A 15,178-nucleotide genomic window follows, 5' to 3' on the forward strand; every position below is an offset into this window, starting at 1 on the left:
CCCGAGCGCGACGGATCTGCGCTCCATGAGTGAAAGCATCCTCCCGGCCGGTGTCCAGCCGGCGGAAGCCGGCCATCGGGACGATCCGCACCGAACCGTCGACGCGGTCTGGAAACGGGAGTCCGCCAAGATCATCGGCGGACTCACCCGGATGGTCCGCGATGTCGGCCTCGCCGAAGAACTGGCACAGGACGCGCTAGTCGCCGCACTAGAACAGTGGCCCCGGTCAGGCGTCCCGGAAAGCCCGGGCGCCTGGCTGACGGCCATCGCCAAACGCCGTGCCGTCGACCACATCCGCCGGGCCCGCCGCCTGGACGAGAAGCACCACCAACTCGCCCACGAACAGGACCAGAAGGAGCAGCGGGGCCGGTTCGCGGAGGAACCGGACCAGGACGACGCCCTGCGGCTGATGTTCCTGTCCTGTCACCCGGTGCTGCCGACCCCCGCCAGGGTCGCCCTCACCCTTCGCCTCCTCGGAGGCCTCACCGCGGGGGAGATCGCCCGGGCCTTCCTCCTCCCCGAGACCGCGATCACCCGTCGCATCGCCGACGCCAAACGCGGGCTCGCCGAGGCCCGCGTCCCGTTTGAACTCCCCGACGACAGCGCGGAACTGGCTGACCGGCTCTCCTCGGTCCTCGAAGTCATCTACCTGATCTTCAACGAGGGGTACTCGGCCACGTCCGGCGACGACCTGCTGCGCCCCGGACTCACCCTGGAGGCTCTGCGCCTGGGCCGTCTGCTCGCCGAGCTCGCTCCCGATGAGCCCGAGGCCCATGCCCTGGCCGCTCTGATGGAGATCCAGGAATCCCGGTCGGCCGCCCGGACCAGCCCCTCCGGCGAGCCGGTCCGCCTCCACGAACAGAGCCGGGGCCGCTGGGATCCGCTTCTGATCCGCCGGGGCTTCGCCGCCATGCTCCGGGCCCGCGACACCCAGCACGGCCGCCCGCCGGGCCCGTACCTCCTCCAGGCGGCGATCGCCGTCACCCACGCACAGGCGCGCACCGCCGAGGACACCGACTGGCCACAGATCACCGCGCTCTACGAAGCGCTGGAACGACTGATCCCCTCCCCGGTCGTCCGCCTCAACCGAGCGGTGGCTCTCTCCATGGCCCGGGGGCCCGAGGCGGGGCTCACCCTGCTGGACACCCTCACCACCGACCCGGCACTGCGTGACTACCATCTGCTGCCCGCCGCCCGGGGCGATCTCCTCGCGAAATTGGGGCGGTACGGGGAGGCCCGCCCCGAATTCGACCGCGCGGCGGCCCTCACCCGCAACTCCGCCGAACGCGCGTTCCTGAGCCGCCGCGCGCAGGAACTCGCCCCGGCCGAGCCTGAGGGCCCCACCCTGGGCGAAGCGGCGACCGCGTTCCTGGCCCGGGACGGTCTGGACGCCTCCACCGTTCGCGCATACGGCCAGACCCTGCGCCGTCTGTGTACCTCCTTCGGAGACCGGTACCCCGTGGCCGATCTCACCGCCGACCAGATCACCCGAACGTTCACCACCGCCTGGGGCGGTGCCGCCGCCACCACCTGGAACCGCCATCGCTCCGCCGCCCGGTCCTTCGCTCGCTGGGCCTCGCTGGGCGACCTGGCGGCCGGGCTGGAACGACGCACCGAACCCCCCTCGCGTACGCTCCCGATCCCCCCGGATCAACTCGCCGAGCTCTGGTCCCGACCAGGGCTCCCGCTGCGGGAGCACTCCCTCTGGCGCCTGCTTCATGAATCGGGTGCCACGGTGAAGGCCGTGCTGTTGCTGGACGTCGAGGACGTGGACCTCGACGACCGCCGTGCCCGCACCCCGGACGGGTGGGTGACCTGGCGGTCGGGCACGGCCCGTCTGCTGCCGATGCTGATCGCGGACCGCACCCGGGGCCCGCTTTTCCTCACCGACCGGCGGCCCGGCCCGGCCCGCCGCCCGCGCGACACCGATCTGGACCCGGAAACAGGCCGGGTCCGGCTCTCCTACGAACGCGCCGAGTACGTGTTCAAGCGGACCACCACCTCGCTCGACCCAGCGGGCGACGGCTGGACGCTGAGCCGGCTCGGAACCTGGTGACCGGGCACGTGTGGACGTGCAGCGAAAACAGCAATCGGCATTCATCCCTTCGATGGAGGAGAAGGACCGGGCCGGACAGGACGGGGAGCAGGCACCCGTGCCGACCGAGCTCCGTCCCGTCTGCTGCGCCCATGGATGGGGACCGGCTATGGGGCGGTTTCATACTCGACGACGGAGTCCGCGCACGGCTCGGCGAGTTCGAGGAGTGCGGTCTTCTCGGAGTCGTCCATGGGCAGGGCCCAGCGGAGTCTGGTGGCGGTCCAGTCGACGAGGTCTTTAGGAGTGTCCGGCGGACTTCGGTCTGTCCGTGCATGAAGACAGGGCCTCTGAGGTCGTGCGCGAAGCCGCCGTCATCACCGCGCTCATCCTCGCCGTGCACGCGCGCGCCGTCCTGGACACCAGCAGCGACGGCCAGCCCCAACCGGACCGCCAGACACCCGTCCCCAGCATCGGCCTCGTTCGGACGCACCTCGAACAGGCCCCGGAAACGCCAGGATCCCGCCCGATCAATCAGATCGGACGGGATCTCGTGAACTCTTCGTCAGCTAACTGAAGAACAGTCGCCGGCGCGGACGGGAGGGGGGTTCAGCCGCTCGGCCGTTCCAGGAGACCGCTCCCCGCCGAGCGCGACAGCGTGCGCGAGCGTCCGGGCCGGGAGAACGACCCGTGCCCCGTGCAGCAGGCGCCCCACCGTTTCCGGACGGATCCGCAAGGCCTCGGCGATCTCCGCTTGCCTGCGGCCCCGGGCGAAGAGGCGGAGCATGGCGAGTTCGTGATCGGTCAGCAGCCCTCCTGCCACGCCGGAATGCCCTGACCCGCACGGAACTTGCCTCCGGCCTGGCCAAGCGGCCCTACGGCCTCCCGCACGCCGGGATCTCGTTCTGGTTGTCTTCCGGAGCGGACCCGGCCGAACGCGCCCGCCGCGCGGGCCGGAGCACCGGGGTTCTCTTCCGCCACTACGCCAAGTTCCTGGATGGGCGGAGCTGGCGCTGCCGAGCCTGCTGACCCCGCTCGGCACCATTGGCAGAACCGACCTCGCCGGCCGAGCGGGGCAGCGGGACGAGCGGGTCGCACTTTCTCGACACGCTGGCGGAGTACCAGTGGGCGCGCGCGACGCAGCCGGGCGGATGCCATCCACGATCGACCAGCTGGTCAAGCCAGTGCTGGTGATCTACGAGCACTATGACCTCCTGCCGTGGCAGCTCTCTTCGACGATGCTGGACCGCTACTTCGCGGGACCGGGGAAGGCTACTTCCCGGGCTCCTTGCGTGGGTTCCATCCGGCTGCGTGATCGGCCCGGACGACCCGCGGGGCGCCGCCGGGGAACAGCGACGCCCTGCGGAGGCGAGACGCGTACCGTGCAGCTATCGAGGGGTGGATGAGTGGGGGTAGTGCCCTATGGGCGGGCCCCTACTTCTGCCGTGTCCGGCGCAAGGTGAGCAGGCCGTGGCAAGCGAAGAGCACCGCGGTGAAGGCAAGGCCGATACCGGCGGCCTGGCGCATGTCGGGGACCTCCACCGCCGTGGCGGCGACGGTCAGCACCCCGACCACGGCCACGACCGCCAGCTTTCCACCGCCCGGAACGCTGAATCCGGTGAACTCCCCGGGGTTCGCCTTGCGGTGGCGTCGGAAGGCGATGTATGAGGCGACGATCAGCAGCCATACCAGGAGGACGGCGAAGATGGCGATCGACATCATGATGGTGAAGAGGCCGCTGACGTCGTAGAAGGCCAGCAAGGCGGCGACGGCGATACCCAGGGACGAGACGGCCAGGGCGATCGCGGGGACGCCGCGCTTGCTCAATTTGGCAGTCGGTGCCGGAGCCAGGCCGTCGTCTCCGAGCGAGTGCAGCAGCCGGGAGGCGCCGTACAGGTGGGCGTTGGCGGCCGACATGGCCGCGATGAGCACGACCGCGTTGGTGAGGGTCGCCGCGGCCGGCACGCCGACCTCGGAGAAGACCCGCACGAAGGGGCTCGCCTCGACGCTCCCGTCACCCTCCGCCAGCTTGCGCCACGGGATCAGCGCGAGGACCAGGGTGATGGCGAGAAGGTAGAAGAAGCTCAGCCGCCAGGCCAGCTGGCGCATCGCGGTACGGATGGTGCGCTGCGGGTCGACCGCTTCCGCGGAGGCGATGGCGACGACCTCGAACCCGGCGTACGCGAACATCACCACGGACATGGCCAGCCAGATGGATTCCAGGCCGTGCGGCATGAAGCCACCGTCATCGGAGAGGTTGGCGAAGCCGGAAGCCTCCGTGTCGGGCAGACCGAAGAAGACCAGCAGTGCGGCGCAGAGGATGAACACGCAAAGCGCGACCACCTTGATGCTGGAGAGCCAGAACTCCGTGGTGCCGAAGGACTTCACACTGATGATGTTGACCGCGAGGACGATCGCGGCGATCACCAGGATCGCCGCGGACATCGGCACCTCGGGCCACCACCAGCGGATGTAGAGCGCGGAGGCGACGACCTCCGTCCCGATGACGACGACGGCGCTGAACCAGTACAGGTAACGGCTGAGGAACCCGGCCCACGGGCCGAGGTAACGGTGCGCGATGGTGCCGAAGGAGCCCTGGACCGGGTGGGCGGCGGACATCTCGCCGAGCAGGACGGCGATGATGGCGACCAGGACTGCGCCGATCGCATACGCGATGATCACGGCGGGGCCGGCCACGGATATCGCGGTGCTGGAGCCGAGGAAGAGTCCGGTGCCGAGCGCGGAGCCCAGCCCGATCATGGTGGTCTGCCGGTGGGTGAGGGAGCGGACCAGCCCTCCACCGGCGGGCGACGGTCTGGCGCCGTCGGCTTCGGAGGGCGGGGCGAGCGGTGCGGAGTCGCTGGGTGCGGCCATGGCGGTGGGGCCCTTCTGGAAGGTGACGGGGGTGGGAGGGGAAGCGACTCAGAACTCGCTGGTGCGGAACGGCTTCGCCGGGGCGTTCAGGTCCGGCTTGCCCAGGACCTTCGGCGAGGACAGTGCGTAGATGCCGTGGTTGGTCAGCGTCCATGCGATGTTGCGGTCCCACTCCACGTACACGCCGTGGGTCTGGTTGCCGTACGCGTAGTCCGCGGTGGAGGGGCCGTACGCCTTCGGGACGAAGTACGCCGATATCTCCGGCGACGCGGGCTTGGAGACGTCGAAGAACTGCACGCCCGCGTTGTAGAAGCCGTAGCTCAGGACACCGGAGGTGTGTCGGCCCGGGTTGGTGTAGTAGCCGGTGCGCTTGGGGCCGAAGCTGCCGCGGCGCTGGCAGTAGTCGTCGATGCCGGCGGCCTTCGGCGGGGTCGGGCGGGGGAGGACGCCGACGACGCGGGGCTTCTTCGGGTCCCGTGCGTCGATCTGGTAGATGTCCTTGTAGGGCTCGTAGCAGTCCTCGGTGAGCGGGTAGCCGGAGTAGTAGATCATTCCGGTCTTCTCGTACTGGGAGACGTCGATGTTGTCACCCTCCGTGCCCGCGACGGAGGCCGGCAGGTCCAGGTGGCTGACGGTCTTCATGTTCGAGGGGTTCGAGACGTCCAGTACCGTCAGGCCGTAGCCGCCCATGGCGGCGAAGGCGTAGCGTCCGCCCTTCTCGACCGGCTTGGGGAGGAAGAGCGGCATCCGGGCGCCCATCCAACTGGTCCGGTTCCCGCAGCGCGGGTTGTTCCGGTACGCGGCCTCCTCGCCGGTGCGCTGGCCCGGCAGGTGCCAGGTGTCGAGGAGCTTCGGGCGGGCCGGGTCGGACATGTCCCAGGACTGGTAGCCCGCCGAGTGCAGATTGGTGGGGTACTCGGTGCCGGAGTAGGAATCGTTCGGCGCCGCGGCGATGAACATGTACTTCTCGCCGGTCCAGTGCGGCACGTCGATCGAGCCGGAGCCCTGCTGTGCCGTGGCCGGGTCGGTGTTCAGAGGGTCGGCCTGCGTGGAGTCGGTGGAGACCGTCGTCAGCAGCTTCCAGTCCTTCTTGCGGGGGCCGTCCAGGCGGAACACCTTGAAGCCCTTGAGCCCCGGCTTGGCCCGCAGCTTCGCGACGCCCTCCGGGTTGTTGTACTTGTCCTTGGGCGGGTGGTCGGAGAGTTCCGAGATCTGGCGCCTGCTCTCGAAGCTCTGGACCATGACGTACGCGTTCAGCTTGTTGTTCCACTGGATGGTGGACGCGCCCCAGTAGTCGTGCGCCGCCCAGTCGCCGTTCGCCCGGGTCTCGTCGCCGCCCACGTCCTCGCGGCTCATCCTCTCGACCACCTTGACCTTCTTGACGTCGGTGATGTCGTAGACGCGGCCGTCGGAGCGGCTGTACTGGAAGAGGTAGCGGCGGCCGTCGAAGTCGACGATGTTCTGCCAGGTGTGGAAGTAGTCGGGGGTGAAGTCGGCGCCCTCGTAGGCGGCTTCGACCTTCATGTTCTTGATGTACGAACGGGTGTCGTACTTCTCGTTGCGGCCCGGGAAGGGGTGTTCGTTCTCCTCGTCGACCGGGGTGAGCGCGGGGTGCCGGAAGCTGCCGTCCAGTTGCATGCCGTACGAGCCGGGATCGGCCGGCCCGGGGCGGCGGTCCTCGCACGCGGCGAGGATGTCGGGGTCGGTGGCGGGGGTGGTCGTGGCGCTGGTGGTGTCCGCGCCGGAGACACCGGGAGCGAGGAGTGTGGCCGTGGTGGCGGCGGCGACCACCGCGGCGAGGGCGGCTTTTCTGCGGAGGGGACGCATCTGACGGTCCAATCGGAGCAGGAAGGGAGCGGGGTGTGCCGTGTGCCCCTGGGGCGGGCGGGCCGAATCAGGTGACGGTGGGGCGTTGCCGGAATTCGGGGCTGTGGTGCTCGCCGTCGGTCACGACGGCGAGCAGCGCGCGGACGGCGTGCAGGACGTCCGCGTGGGTGACGTAGAGGGCGTTGAATCCGAACCGGAGCAGGTCCGGGGCACGCATGTCGCCGATCACACCGCGGGCGGTGAGCGCGGCCACCAGCGGGTACGCCTCCGGGTGGCGCAGGGCGACCTGGCTGCCGCGGCGGGCCGGGTCGCGCGGGGTGGCCATGGTGAAGCCGAGGCCGTCGAGGAGTTCGTCGGCGCACTCCTGGAAGAACCCGGTCAGGGAGAGGTTCTTCTCCCGTACGGCCGTCATATCCACACCGTCGAAGGCCGTCAGCGCGGCTTCGAGGGCGAGGAGCGACAGCAGCGGCGGAGTGCTGATCCGGGCCCGGCTGATGTGTGCCCCTGGGGTGTACGTACCCGCCATGGCGAACGGCTCCGCGTGTCCGTGCCAGCCGGTGAGGGGGTGGTCGAAGTCCGACTGGTGCCGCTGGGCGACATAGGCGAACGCGGGCGCCCCGGGGCCGCCGGAGAGGTACTTGTAGCCGCAACCGACCGCGAAGTCCGCCTCGATGAAGTCGAGTTCGACAGGGAGGGCGCCCGCCGCGTGGCACAGGTCCCAGTGCATCAGGGCACCGGCGGCGTGCGCGGCGGCGGTGAGCGCGGCCATGTCGTACAGCTCGCCGGTGCGGTAGTCCACCGGGGCGTAGGCGGCCACGGCGACGTTCCCGGCTTCGGCGGCCAGCACCGCGGCAGCCTCGCGGGCCGGCACCCGGCGGACGTCGAGCCCGAGGAGTCGGCCCACCGAGTCGGCGATGTACTGGTCGGTGGGGAAGTGGTCGGGATCGGTCAGCAGCAGTCGGCGTCCGGGGCGCATCCGGGCAGCGGCCAGCAGGGTGTTGAAGAGCTGGACACTGGTGGAGTCCCCGACGACCGTCTGCCCGGACGCCGCGCCGATCAGTCGGCCGAGTGTGTCGCCGGTCCGGATCGGCGCCTCCCACCAGCCGTTGCCGTTCCAGGAACGGATCAGGTCGGTGCCCCACTGACGGTGCACGGCTTCCTCGACGACTGCCGGGACGGCGGCGGGAAGTGCGCCCAGGGAGTTGCCGTCGAGGTAGACGACGCCTTCGGGGAGGAGGAAGCGTGCGCGGACGTGGGCGAGGGGGTCGGTGGCGTCGAGTGCGGTGGCGCGTTCGGTCAGCATGGAGTGTCTCCGTCGTCGTGTGAGGGGGCGCGCCCGGGGGCAGGGGCGGCTTCGCGGTCCCTGGCGAGATCGAGCGCGATGTCCGTGAGCAGGTCCTCCTGCCCGCCGACCAGCCGCCGCCGTCCGGCCTCGACCAGCAGGTCGCGGGTGTCGAGCCGGTGGCGGAGGGCCGTGTTCTCGGCGTGCCGCAGGAAGCTGGAGTACACCCCGGCGTACCCGAGAGTGAGGGTCTCGCGGTCGACCCGCACGGGCCGGTCCTGGGTCGGTCGTACGAGTTCTTCGGCGGCGTCCATGAGCGGGAACAGCGCGCAGCCGTGTTCCCAACCCATGAGATCGAACACCGCCACCGTCGGCTCCAAAGGCGCGTTGCCGGCGCCGGCGCCCTGCCCGGCGAGGGAGGCGTCGACGCGGTACGCCCCCGCTTCCACCGCCACGATGCTGTTGGCCACGCCCAGGCCGAGGTTGTGGTGGGCGTGGATGCCGATCTCGGTGGCCGGGTCGAGGGCGTCGCGGTAGGCGAGGACCCGGTCCCGTACGCCGTCCATGGTCAACCGGCCGCCGGAGTCGGTGACGTAGACGCAGTGTGCGCCGTACGACTCCATGAGGCGGGCCTGTGCGGCCAGTTCGGCGGGCGGGGCCAGGTGGGACATCATCAGGAAGCCCGACACGTCCATGCCCAGTTCGCGGGCCAGGCCGATGTGCTGGGCGGAGATGTCCGCCTCGGTGCAGTGGGTGGCGACGCGCACGGAGGTGACGCCGAGGGAGTGGGCACGGCGCAGATCGTCGGCGGTGCCGATGCCGGGCAGCAGCAGGGTGGTGAGCCTGGCGCGGTCGAGCACGTCGGCCGCGGCTTCCAGCCACTCCGCGTCGGTGTGTGCGCCGGGGCCGTAGGTGACGGACGAGCCGGACAGGCCGTCGCCGTGGGCGACTTCGATGGCGTCGACACCGGCTGCTTCGAGGGCGGCGGCGATCGTCCGGACCTGTTCGAGGGTGTAGCGGTGCGACACGGCGTGCATGCCATCCCGCAGGGTGACGTCCTGGACGTAGACCTTGGTCATCGGGCCCGGTTCCGTTCGGCCAGGCGCTCGGCGGTGCGCAGCGCGGCGGAGGTCATGATGTCGAGGTTCCCGGCGTAGGCCGGGAGGTGGTGGGCGGCGCCCTCGACCTCCAGGTAGACGGAGACGAGGAGCCGCCCGCCGAGCCCGAGTGCCGTCAGTGGATCGTCGGACGCCAGGACGCGGAACTGCGGCTCCTGCTTGAGCCGGTAGCCGGGCACGTATGCGGCGACGGAGTCGACTATCGCGTGAATGGAGGCGGCCACCCGCTGCGGGTCGCAGTCGTCGACGACGCAGTGGACGGTGTCGCGCATCAACAGCGGTGGTTCGGCGGGGTTGAGCACGATGATCGCCTTGCCACGGGTCGCGCCGCCCACCTGTTCGAGGGCGCGGGAGGTGGTCTCGGTGAACTCGTCGATGTTGGCGCGGGTGCCCGGGCCGGCCGACCGGGAGGAGATCGAGGCGACGATCTCCGCGTAGTGGACCGGTGCCACCGCCGATACGGCGGCAACGATGGGAACGGTGGCCTGGCCGCCGCAGGTGACCATGTTGACGTTGGGTGCGTCGAGGTGCTCGTCGAGGTTGACGGACGGTACGACGTACGGGCCGATCGCCGCGGGGGTCAGGTCGACGATCGTCTTGCCGTACGGCGCGAGGGCCGCGGCGTTGCGGTGGTGGGCGGCGGCGGACGTGGCGTCGAAGATCACGTCGATCTCGTCGAATCCGTCGAGGGCCAGGAGCCCGGCCACTCCGTCCGCGCTGGTGGGCACGGAGAGGCGGCGGGCCCGTGCGAGCCCTTCCGACTCCGGGTCGATGCCGATCATCGCGGCGGCGGTGACGTTCCCCGACCCTCTGATGATCTTGATGAGGAGATCGGTGCCGATGTTGCCCGATCCGATCACGGCTGCCTTCATCGGACGGCCTCCTTCGCCAGCGGTGCCAGACCGAAGAAGCGGATGGCGTTGCCGCCGAGGACGGCGGTCCGCTCCGCCGGGGAGAGTTCGCTCTCCCGCACGAGCCGGCCGATCTCCTCCTCACCGAGCGGGAAGGGGTGGTCGGATCCGAGCAGCACCTGCTCCACTCCCATCACGTCCACGAGGAGCCGTAGCGCGCCGAGGTCGAAGACGGCCGAGTCCACGGAGAAGCGGTCGGTGTAGGACGAGGGCGGGTGCGGACTGTCGGCGCGTACGAGGTCCCGGCGGCGCCAGGCGTTGTCGGCCCGTCCCAGGAGGTACGGGAAGCTGCCGCCGCCGTGGGCGAACATCAGCCGGAGCGAGGCCGGGAGGCGCTCGAAGGCGCCGGACAGGATCAGCGAAAGGATGGTCAGATGGGTCTCGCCGGCCATGCCCGCGAGCCAGGCCAGCATGTACCGGGAGAACCTCGGCCCGGACGGCAGGTCCCAGGGGTGGACCAGGACGGCCGCGTCCTCTTCGGCGCAGTGGGCGAGAAACTCGACCAGCGCGCCGTGGTCGAGGTCGTGATCGCCGAGGTGGTTGCCGATGTGGACGCCGCGGAAGCCCTGTCCCATGGCGTCGCTGACCATCGCACAGGCGGCTTCGGTGTCCTGGAGGGGCACCTGGCAGAGCGGGGCCAGCCGGTCCGGGGCGTGCGCGGCGTATCGCAGCAGATGCGCGTTGACCGTCCGGCACCACTCGACGGCGCGCTCGGGTTCGAGGTCGTAGCCGAACAACATGGGGGTACTGGACAGCACCTGGACGTCCACGCCGAGCCGGTCCAGGTCGGCGACGCGCTCCGCCGGGTCCCACAGGGTGCGGCTCACCGGCCGGTACTCGGTGGAACCGGCCATCATCATGCCGGTGCCCGGTCCGTCCGTGGTGCGCAGCCAGGGGCCGTCGTCGGAGCCGGTGAGCAGCCGGGATTCGGCGCGCCCTATCTCCGGGAAGACGTGGGCGTGCACGTCGACGACGGTCACGCTCCTGCCTCCTCGTCGCGGCGGGTGCGTGGACGCAGCCGTTCGGGCCAGTCCCGGCCGGGGTGCACGGCGGCGCAGTGGGGGCAGGTGCGTGCGGCCGTGTCGGCGTAGAAGGCGCCGAACACCGGAGGCAGGTCGTCGACGATCGAGGTGAGCTGGACCTCGCTGCGGTGCACCAAGTGATGGCACTCCATGCAGTACCACTCGAACGCGTCGAGGTGCCCTTGCGGTCGGGCGAACTCTACGACGAGACCGATGCTGTCCTCCTCCGGCCGCTGCGGGGAGTGGCGCAGGTGCACCGGTGCGAGGAACACGTCCCCCTCGCGGATGTGGATGTCGCGCGGCGGCTGTCCGTCCTCCTCCATGACGCGGAGCACCATGTCGCCCTTGAGCTGGTAGAAGAACTCCTCGATGGGGTCGTCGTGGAAGTCGGTGCGCCGGTTGGGTCCGCCCACGACCGTCACCATCAGATCGGCGTCCTGCCAGATCTGGACATTGCCCACCGGTGGCTTGAGCAGGTGCCGGTTCTCCGCGATCCAGGACTGGAGGTTGAACGGTCTCATGGTCATCGGTGCTGTTCCTCGCTCTGGTGGAGGTGGCCGCCCCGGGGGAGGTGGGCCACGCCGCTGATCTCGATCAGGAGGTGGGGATGGGGCAACTGGTGGACGGCGACGGTGGTGCGGGTCGGCCCGTGCTCGTCGAAGTACTCGGCGTAGACGTCGTTGTAGCCTCCGAAGTCGTTCATGCTGACGAGGTACGTGGTGACCGACACCAGGTCGTCGAGGCCGCCGCCGGCCGCGGCGAGCAACGCCGCGATGTTGTCGAGCACGGCCCGGGTCTGGGCCCGGACGTCGAGGTCGGTCACGCCCATCGGGTCGACGTTCGCGCCGACGAAGGTGCCGTCGGGGCGCCGGGAGCTGGTGCCGGAGACGAAGACGAAGTCGCCCGCGCGCCTCAGGTGCGGGAAACGGCCGCGGGGCGGCGCGGCGCCGCGGACGATCACGCGTCCTCCTCGGTGATGGTCGGAGCGGTGGTGGCGGTGAACTGGACGGCACCGAGTCCTGTGACCGACGCCCGTACGTGTGCACCGGGGGGCAGCGGTACGGCGGCGGTCGCCGCCCCGGCGAGGATCACGGTGCCCGCTTCCAGCGAACCGGCGAGCCGGGCCGCCGCCGCGAGGGCGCGCAGCGGATGTCCGAGGATCGCCGCGGTGGAACCGGTCTCCACCGGGCGGCCGTCGAGTTCCAGCAGGACACCCAGGTTTCCCAGTCCGCTCGCGGCACCCGGTTCTCCCCAGGCCCCCACGGCGTAGGCCGCAGCCGAGGTGTTGTCGGCGATTACCTCGGGCAGGGAGAACCGGAATCCGTCGTACCGGGAGTCGATGACCTCCAGCGCGGGCGCCACGGCCGCGACGGCCGCCAACGGATCGGCGCCCGGACGCAGGGTGCTCCCCAGGAGGAACGCCACTTCCGGCTCGACCCGCGGATGGATCAGCCCCGAGATGTCGTACTGTCCCCCGTCGGGGATCTCCATCCGATCCGTCAGCCGTCCGTGGATCAGATCCGCAACGCCCATCTGCCGCATCTTGGCGAGGCTGGTGAAGCCGAGCTTGAAGCCGGTGAGCCGCTCACCGCGGTCCAGACACCGCACGATCAGGGCGTCCTGAACGGCGTACGCCTCGGCGGTGTCGGCCAGTCCGGTGGCACCGCCCGGCAGCGGACGCGCGTCCAATGCCGCACGGTCGAGGGACTCGGCCAGAGCCGTGATATTCATCGGACCGCCCCTTCCGTGTCGACGCGCCCGAAGGCCGCGCGCACCGATCCGAGCCCGTCGATCCGGGCCTCGAACACATCACCAGGCTCGACGACGGCCATGGGACCGAGCGCGCCGGTGAGCACCGTGTCCCCGGCCCGCAGCGGACTGCCGAGCCGGACGAGTGTGTCCGCCAGCCAGATGGCCGCGTGCAGTGGGTTACCGAGGCAGGCGACACCCACACCGGTGGAGACGGGCTCGCCGCGGCGCTCCAACACCATGCCGGCGGACCGCAGATCGAGGTCCCGAAGGAGTACGGGCCGCGTGCCCAGCACGTACGCACCGCTGGAGGCGTTGTCGGCGACGGTGTCCACGGCGGAGATGTCCCAGTCGCGGATCCGGCTGCCGACCACCTCGACGGCGGGGAGCACGAAAGCGGTCGCGCGGATCACATCGGCCACCGTGTGCCGCTCCTGTACGAGGTCACTTTCGAGGACCAGGGCGACCTCGGCCTCTGCCCTGGGCTGGAGCACCGAGCCCCAGGGGATCTCGGCGCCGTCCGGTACGGCGGTGTCGTCGAGGAGGGCACCGAAGTCCGGTGTTTCGACGCCTAGTTGTCGCTGCACCGCGGTTGATGTGAGACCGATCTTCCAACCCGTGATGCGCCGGCCCAGGGCGAGGCGTCTTTCGGTCAGGAGGGACTGGACGGCGTAGGCGGTTTCCAGGTCACCGGGCGGCAGGAGGTCGCGGACCGGTGCACACGGAACGCCTGTGCGGTGCGCCTCGTCGAGCCGCTCGGCGGCCCCCGTCACCGGGTCGGGTGGGGTGCCCGTCCCTGGCACGGTGTTGTCCGTCGTACTCACAGCTTCACGCACACATTCATCGGTTCGGAGAAGAAGTCGAGGGAGTGGTCGCCGCCCTCACGGCCGATCCCGGAAGCCTTCACACCGCCGAAGGGCGTACGGAGGTCACGCAGGTTCCAGGTGTTGACCCAGGCTGTGCCGACCTCCAGGGCGGGGGCGACGCGGTGGGCGCGGCTCACGTCACCGGTCCACACCGTGGCGGCCAGTCCGTACGGGCCGGCGTTGGCGAGGGCCAATGCCTCGTCCTCGGTGTCGAACGGCGCGAGGTGTACGACCGGGCCGAAGATCTCGTCCCGTACCGCCGGGTGGTCCTCTGGTAGTCCGGCCAGCACGGTGGGTTCCACCCAGAAGCCGCCGTCCCGTTCGTCCCCGAAGCGCGGAACCCCGCCGCCCGCCAGGACGTCCCCGTCGGTGGCGGCCCTCTCCAGGTGGCCCAGGACCTTGTCCCGGTGGGCGGCGGAGACCATTGGGCCGTAGCCGGAAAGTTCCTTCGCACCTGTGGCGAGCGCGGCGGCGAACGCGTCGAAGACGGGCCGTTGCACGTACAACCGCTCGGTGCACAGACAGACCTGCCCGCTGTGGGTGAAGGCGGAGCGGAGGGTGCCGGCGACCGCCTGCTCAAGATCCGCGTCGTCGAAGACGAGTCCGGCGTTCTTGCCGCCCAGTTCGAAGGAGACCGGCGCCAATCGCTCCGCAGCCGCGCGCATGATCATCGATCCGGTGCGCGACTCGCCTGTGAAGGCGACGGCGTCCACCCCGGGGTGCTCGGTGAGCCACTGACCGGCCGCGTCCGCGCCCGGGCCGTGCACGAGGTTGAAGACTCCTGGCGGAACCTCCGCCTCGGCCAGCACCTCGGCCAGCAGACAGGCTGTGCCGGGGGTGAGTTCGGACGGCTTGGCCACCACCGTGTTGCCGGTCGCGAGGGCGGGCGCGACCTTCCAGCTGAGCAGGAGCAGCGGCAGGTTCCACGGCGAGATCACCGCGACGACGCCGAGCGGCTTGTGGACGGTGTAGTTCAGCGCGCCGCGGCCGTCCGGGGTGGCGGTGTGCCAGGACCGTTCGCCGCGCCCGGCCAGGAGCTCCGCGTAGGAGCGAAAGTTGGCCACGGCCCGGGGGATGTCGACCGTCGAGGCCAACGCCCGCGGCTTGCCGGTGTCGGCGCACTCGGCCGCGACGAACTCCTCGAAGCGCCGCTCGATCCCGTCGGCGATCCGGTGCAGCAACCGCGACCGCTCGGCCGGGCTCCATACCGCCCACGTCCCGCGCAGCGCCTCCCGGGCCGCACGAACCGCCCGGTCTACCACCTCCCGGGACGCCTGCGGTACCTCGCCGGCAACACGCCCGGTGACCGGATCGACGAGCGGGATCGGCGCGCCGGACGCGTCGAACCCGCCTCCTACGTAATGCCGTACGGGTGAACTCACGCTGTGAACCTCCGTCATCCAGCCGGGGCATGTCCGAAACTCGCCCTCGGGTGTGCCGGTATAGTGCACCCACCCAGCTATGCCGATCCAATGCCAATCGGCGCGTCAGCTATAA

Annotated in this window: 13 protein-coding genes; 2 read left to right on the plus strand and 11 right to left on the minus strand. The window is 70.5% G+C overall.

Annotated features, from left to right (window positions below; genetic code table 11):
• The first annotated feature begins 25 nt into the window (after positions 1-25).
• Together IE272_RS23825 and IE272_RS23830 are read left to right on the plus strand one after the other, a co-directional pair.
• On the plus strand, positions 26-2,056 hold the full coding sequence (locus tag IE272_RS23825) for a sigma-70 family RNA polymerase sigma factor (protein WP_190007910.1): 2,031 nt from the start codon (positions 26-28) through the stop codon (positions 2,054-2,056).
• A gap of 307 nt (positions 2,057-2,363) precedes the next feature.
• Positions 2,364-2,609, plus strand: a complete 246-nt coding sequence (locus IE272_RS23830; RefSeq protein ID WP_143202813.1) for a hypothetical protein — start codon at positions 2,364-2,366, stop codon at positions 2,607-2,609.
• Between the two features lie 857 nt (positions 2,610-3,466).
• Here the strand turns inward: IE272_RS23830 and IE272_RS23835 are convergent.
• The 11 genes from IE272_RS23835 to IE272_RS23885 all read right to left on the minus strand — a co-directional run bounded on the left by IE272_RS23835 (position 3,467) and on the right by IE272_RS23885 (position 15,063).
• Entirely contained in the window at positions 3,467-4,906 is a 1,440-nt protein-coding gene (locus tag IE272_RS23835; RefSeq protein WP_050362926.1) for an amino acid permease, read from the minus strand.
• A 48-nt stretch (positions 4,907-4,954) separates the two neighbouring features.
• The gene (locus IE272_RS23840; RefSeq protein WP_229897560.1) at positions 4,955-6,733 is read right to left on the minus strand and encodes an LVIVD repeat-containing protein; all 1,779 of its coding nucleotides are present in this window, start codon (positions 6,731-6,733) and stop codon (positions 4,955-4,957) included.
• Positions 6,734-6,800: 67 nt separating this feature from the next.
• The gene (kynU, locus tag IE272_RS23845; protein ID WP_190007912.1) at positions 6,801-8,036 is read right to left on the minus strand and encodes a kynureninase; all 1,236 of its coding nucleotides are present in this window, start codon (positions 8,034-8,036) and stop codon (positions 6,801-6,803) included.
• Positions 8,030-9,094, minus strand: a complete 1,065-nt coding sequence (gene dmpG, locus IE272_RS23850) for a 4-hydroxy-2-oxovalerate aldolase (RefSeq protein ID WP_050362928.1) — start codon at positions 9,092-9,094, stop codon at positions 8,030-8,032. Before dmpG ends, kynU begins: the two co-directional genes overlap by 7 nt.
• Positions 9,091-10,005, minus strand: coding sequence for an acetaldehyde dehydrogenase (acetylating) (locus IE272_RS23855; protein ID WP_056704492.1), 915 nt, complete (start codon positions 10,003-10,005; stop codon positions 9,091-9,093). The genes dmpG and IE272_RS23855 overlap by 4 nt, the downstream gene beginning before the upstream one ends.
• A complete protein-coding gene (locus IE272_RS23860) occupies positions 10,002-11,024 on the minus strand; it encodes an amidohydrolase family protein (RefSeq protein ID WP_050362930.1) in 1,023 nt (340 codons plus the stop codon). The genes IE272_RS23855 and IE272_RS23860 overlap by 4 nt, the downstream gene beginning before the upstream one ends.
• On the minus strand, positions 11,021-11,593 hold the full coding sequence (locus IE272_RS23865) for a 3-hydroxyanthranilate 3,4-dioxygenase (RefSeq protein WP_190007914.1): 573 nt from the start codon (positions 11,591-11,593) through the stop codon (positions 11,021-11,023). The genes IE272_RS23860 and IE272_RS23865 overlap by 4 nt, the downstream gene beginning before the upstream one ends.
• Positions 11,590-12,027 carry a RidA family protein gene (locus IE272_RS23870; protein WP_050362932.1) on the minus strand — a complete coding sequence of 146 codons (438 nt, stop codon included), beginning with the start codon at positions 12,025-12,027 and terminating at the stop codon, positions 11,590-11,592. Before IE272_RS23870 ends, IE272_RS23865 begins: the two co-directional genes overlap by 4 nt.
• Entirely contained in the window at positions 12,024-12,797 is a 774-nt protein-coding gene (locus IE272_RS23875) for a 2-keto-4-pentenoate hydratase (protein WP_056704491.1), read from the minus strand. Before IE272_RS23875 ends, IE272_RS23870 begins: the two co-directional genes overlap by 4 nt.
• Entirely contained in the window at positions 12,794-13,639 is an 846-nt protein-coding gene (locus IE272_RS23880; RefSeq protein ID WP_079045438.1) for a 2-keto-4-pentenoate hydratase, read from the minus strand. The genes IE272_RS23875 and IE272_RS23880 overlap by 4 nt, the downstream gene beginning before the upstream one ends.
• Positions 13,636-15,063 carry a 2-hydroxymuconic semialdehyde dehydrogenase gene (locus IE272_RS23885; protein ID WP_229897562.1) on the minus strand — a complete coding sequence of 476 codons (1,428 nt, stop codon included), beginning with the start codon at positions 15,061-15,063 and terminating at the stop codon, positions 13,636-13,638. Before IE272_RS23885 ends, IE272_RS23880 begins: the two co-directional genes overlap by 4 nt.
• Positions 15,064-15,178: the final 115 nt, after the last annotated feature.

Source organism: Streptomyces anulatus (assembly GCF_014650675.1).
GTDB classification, from domain to species: domain Bacteria; phylum Actinomycetota; class Actinomycetes; order Streptomycetales; family Streptomycetaceae; genus Streptomyces; species Streptomyces anulatus.

Excerpts from the sequence above, each read along its gene's own strand:
- kynU (WP_190007912.1), bottom strand. The coding sequence starts at position 8,036 with ATGCTGACCGAACGCGCCACCGCACTCGACGCCACCGACCCCCTCGCC.
- IE272_RS23835 (WP_050362926.1), bottom strand. The coding sequence starts at position 4,906 with ATGGCCGCACCCAGCGACTCCGCACCGCTCGCCCCGCCCTCCGAAGCC.
- dmpG (WP_050362928.1), bottom strand. The coding sequence starts at position 9,094 with ATGACCAAGGTCTACGTCCAGGACGTCACCCTGCGGGATGGCATGCAC.
- IE272_RS23840 (WP_229897560.1), bottom strand. The coding sequence starts at position 6,733 with ATGCGTCCCCTCCGCAGAAAAGCCGCCCTCGCCGCGGTGGTCGCCGCC.
- IE272_RS23865 (WP_190007914.1), bottom strand. The coding sequence starts at position 11,593 with ATGACCATGAGACCGTTCAACCTCCAGTCCTGGATCGCGGAGAACCGG.
- IE272_RS23875 (WP_056704491.1), bottom strand. The coding sequence starts at position 12,797 with ATGAATATCACGGCTCTGGCCGAGTCCCTCGACCGTGCGGCATTGGAC.
- IE272_RS23855 (WP_056704492.1), bottom strand. The coding sequence starts at position 10,005 with ATGAAGGCAGCCGTGATCGGATCGGGCAACATCGGCACCGATCTCCTC.
- IE272_RS23825 (WP_190007910.1), top strand. The coding sequence starts at position 26 with ATGAGTGAAAGCATCCTCCCGGCCGGTGTCCAGCCGGCGGAAGCCGGC.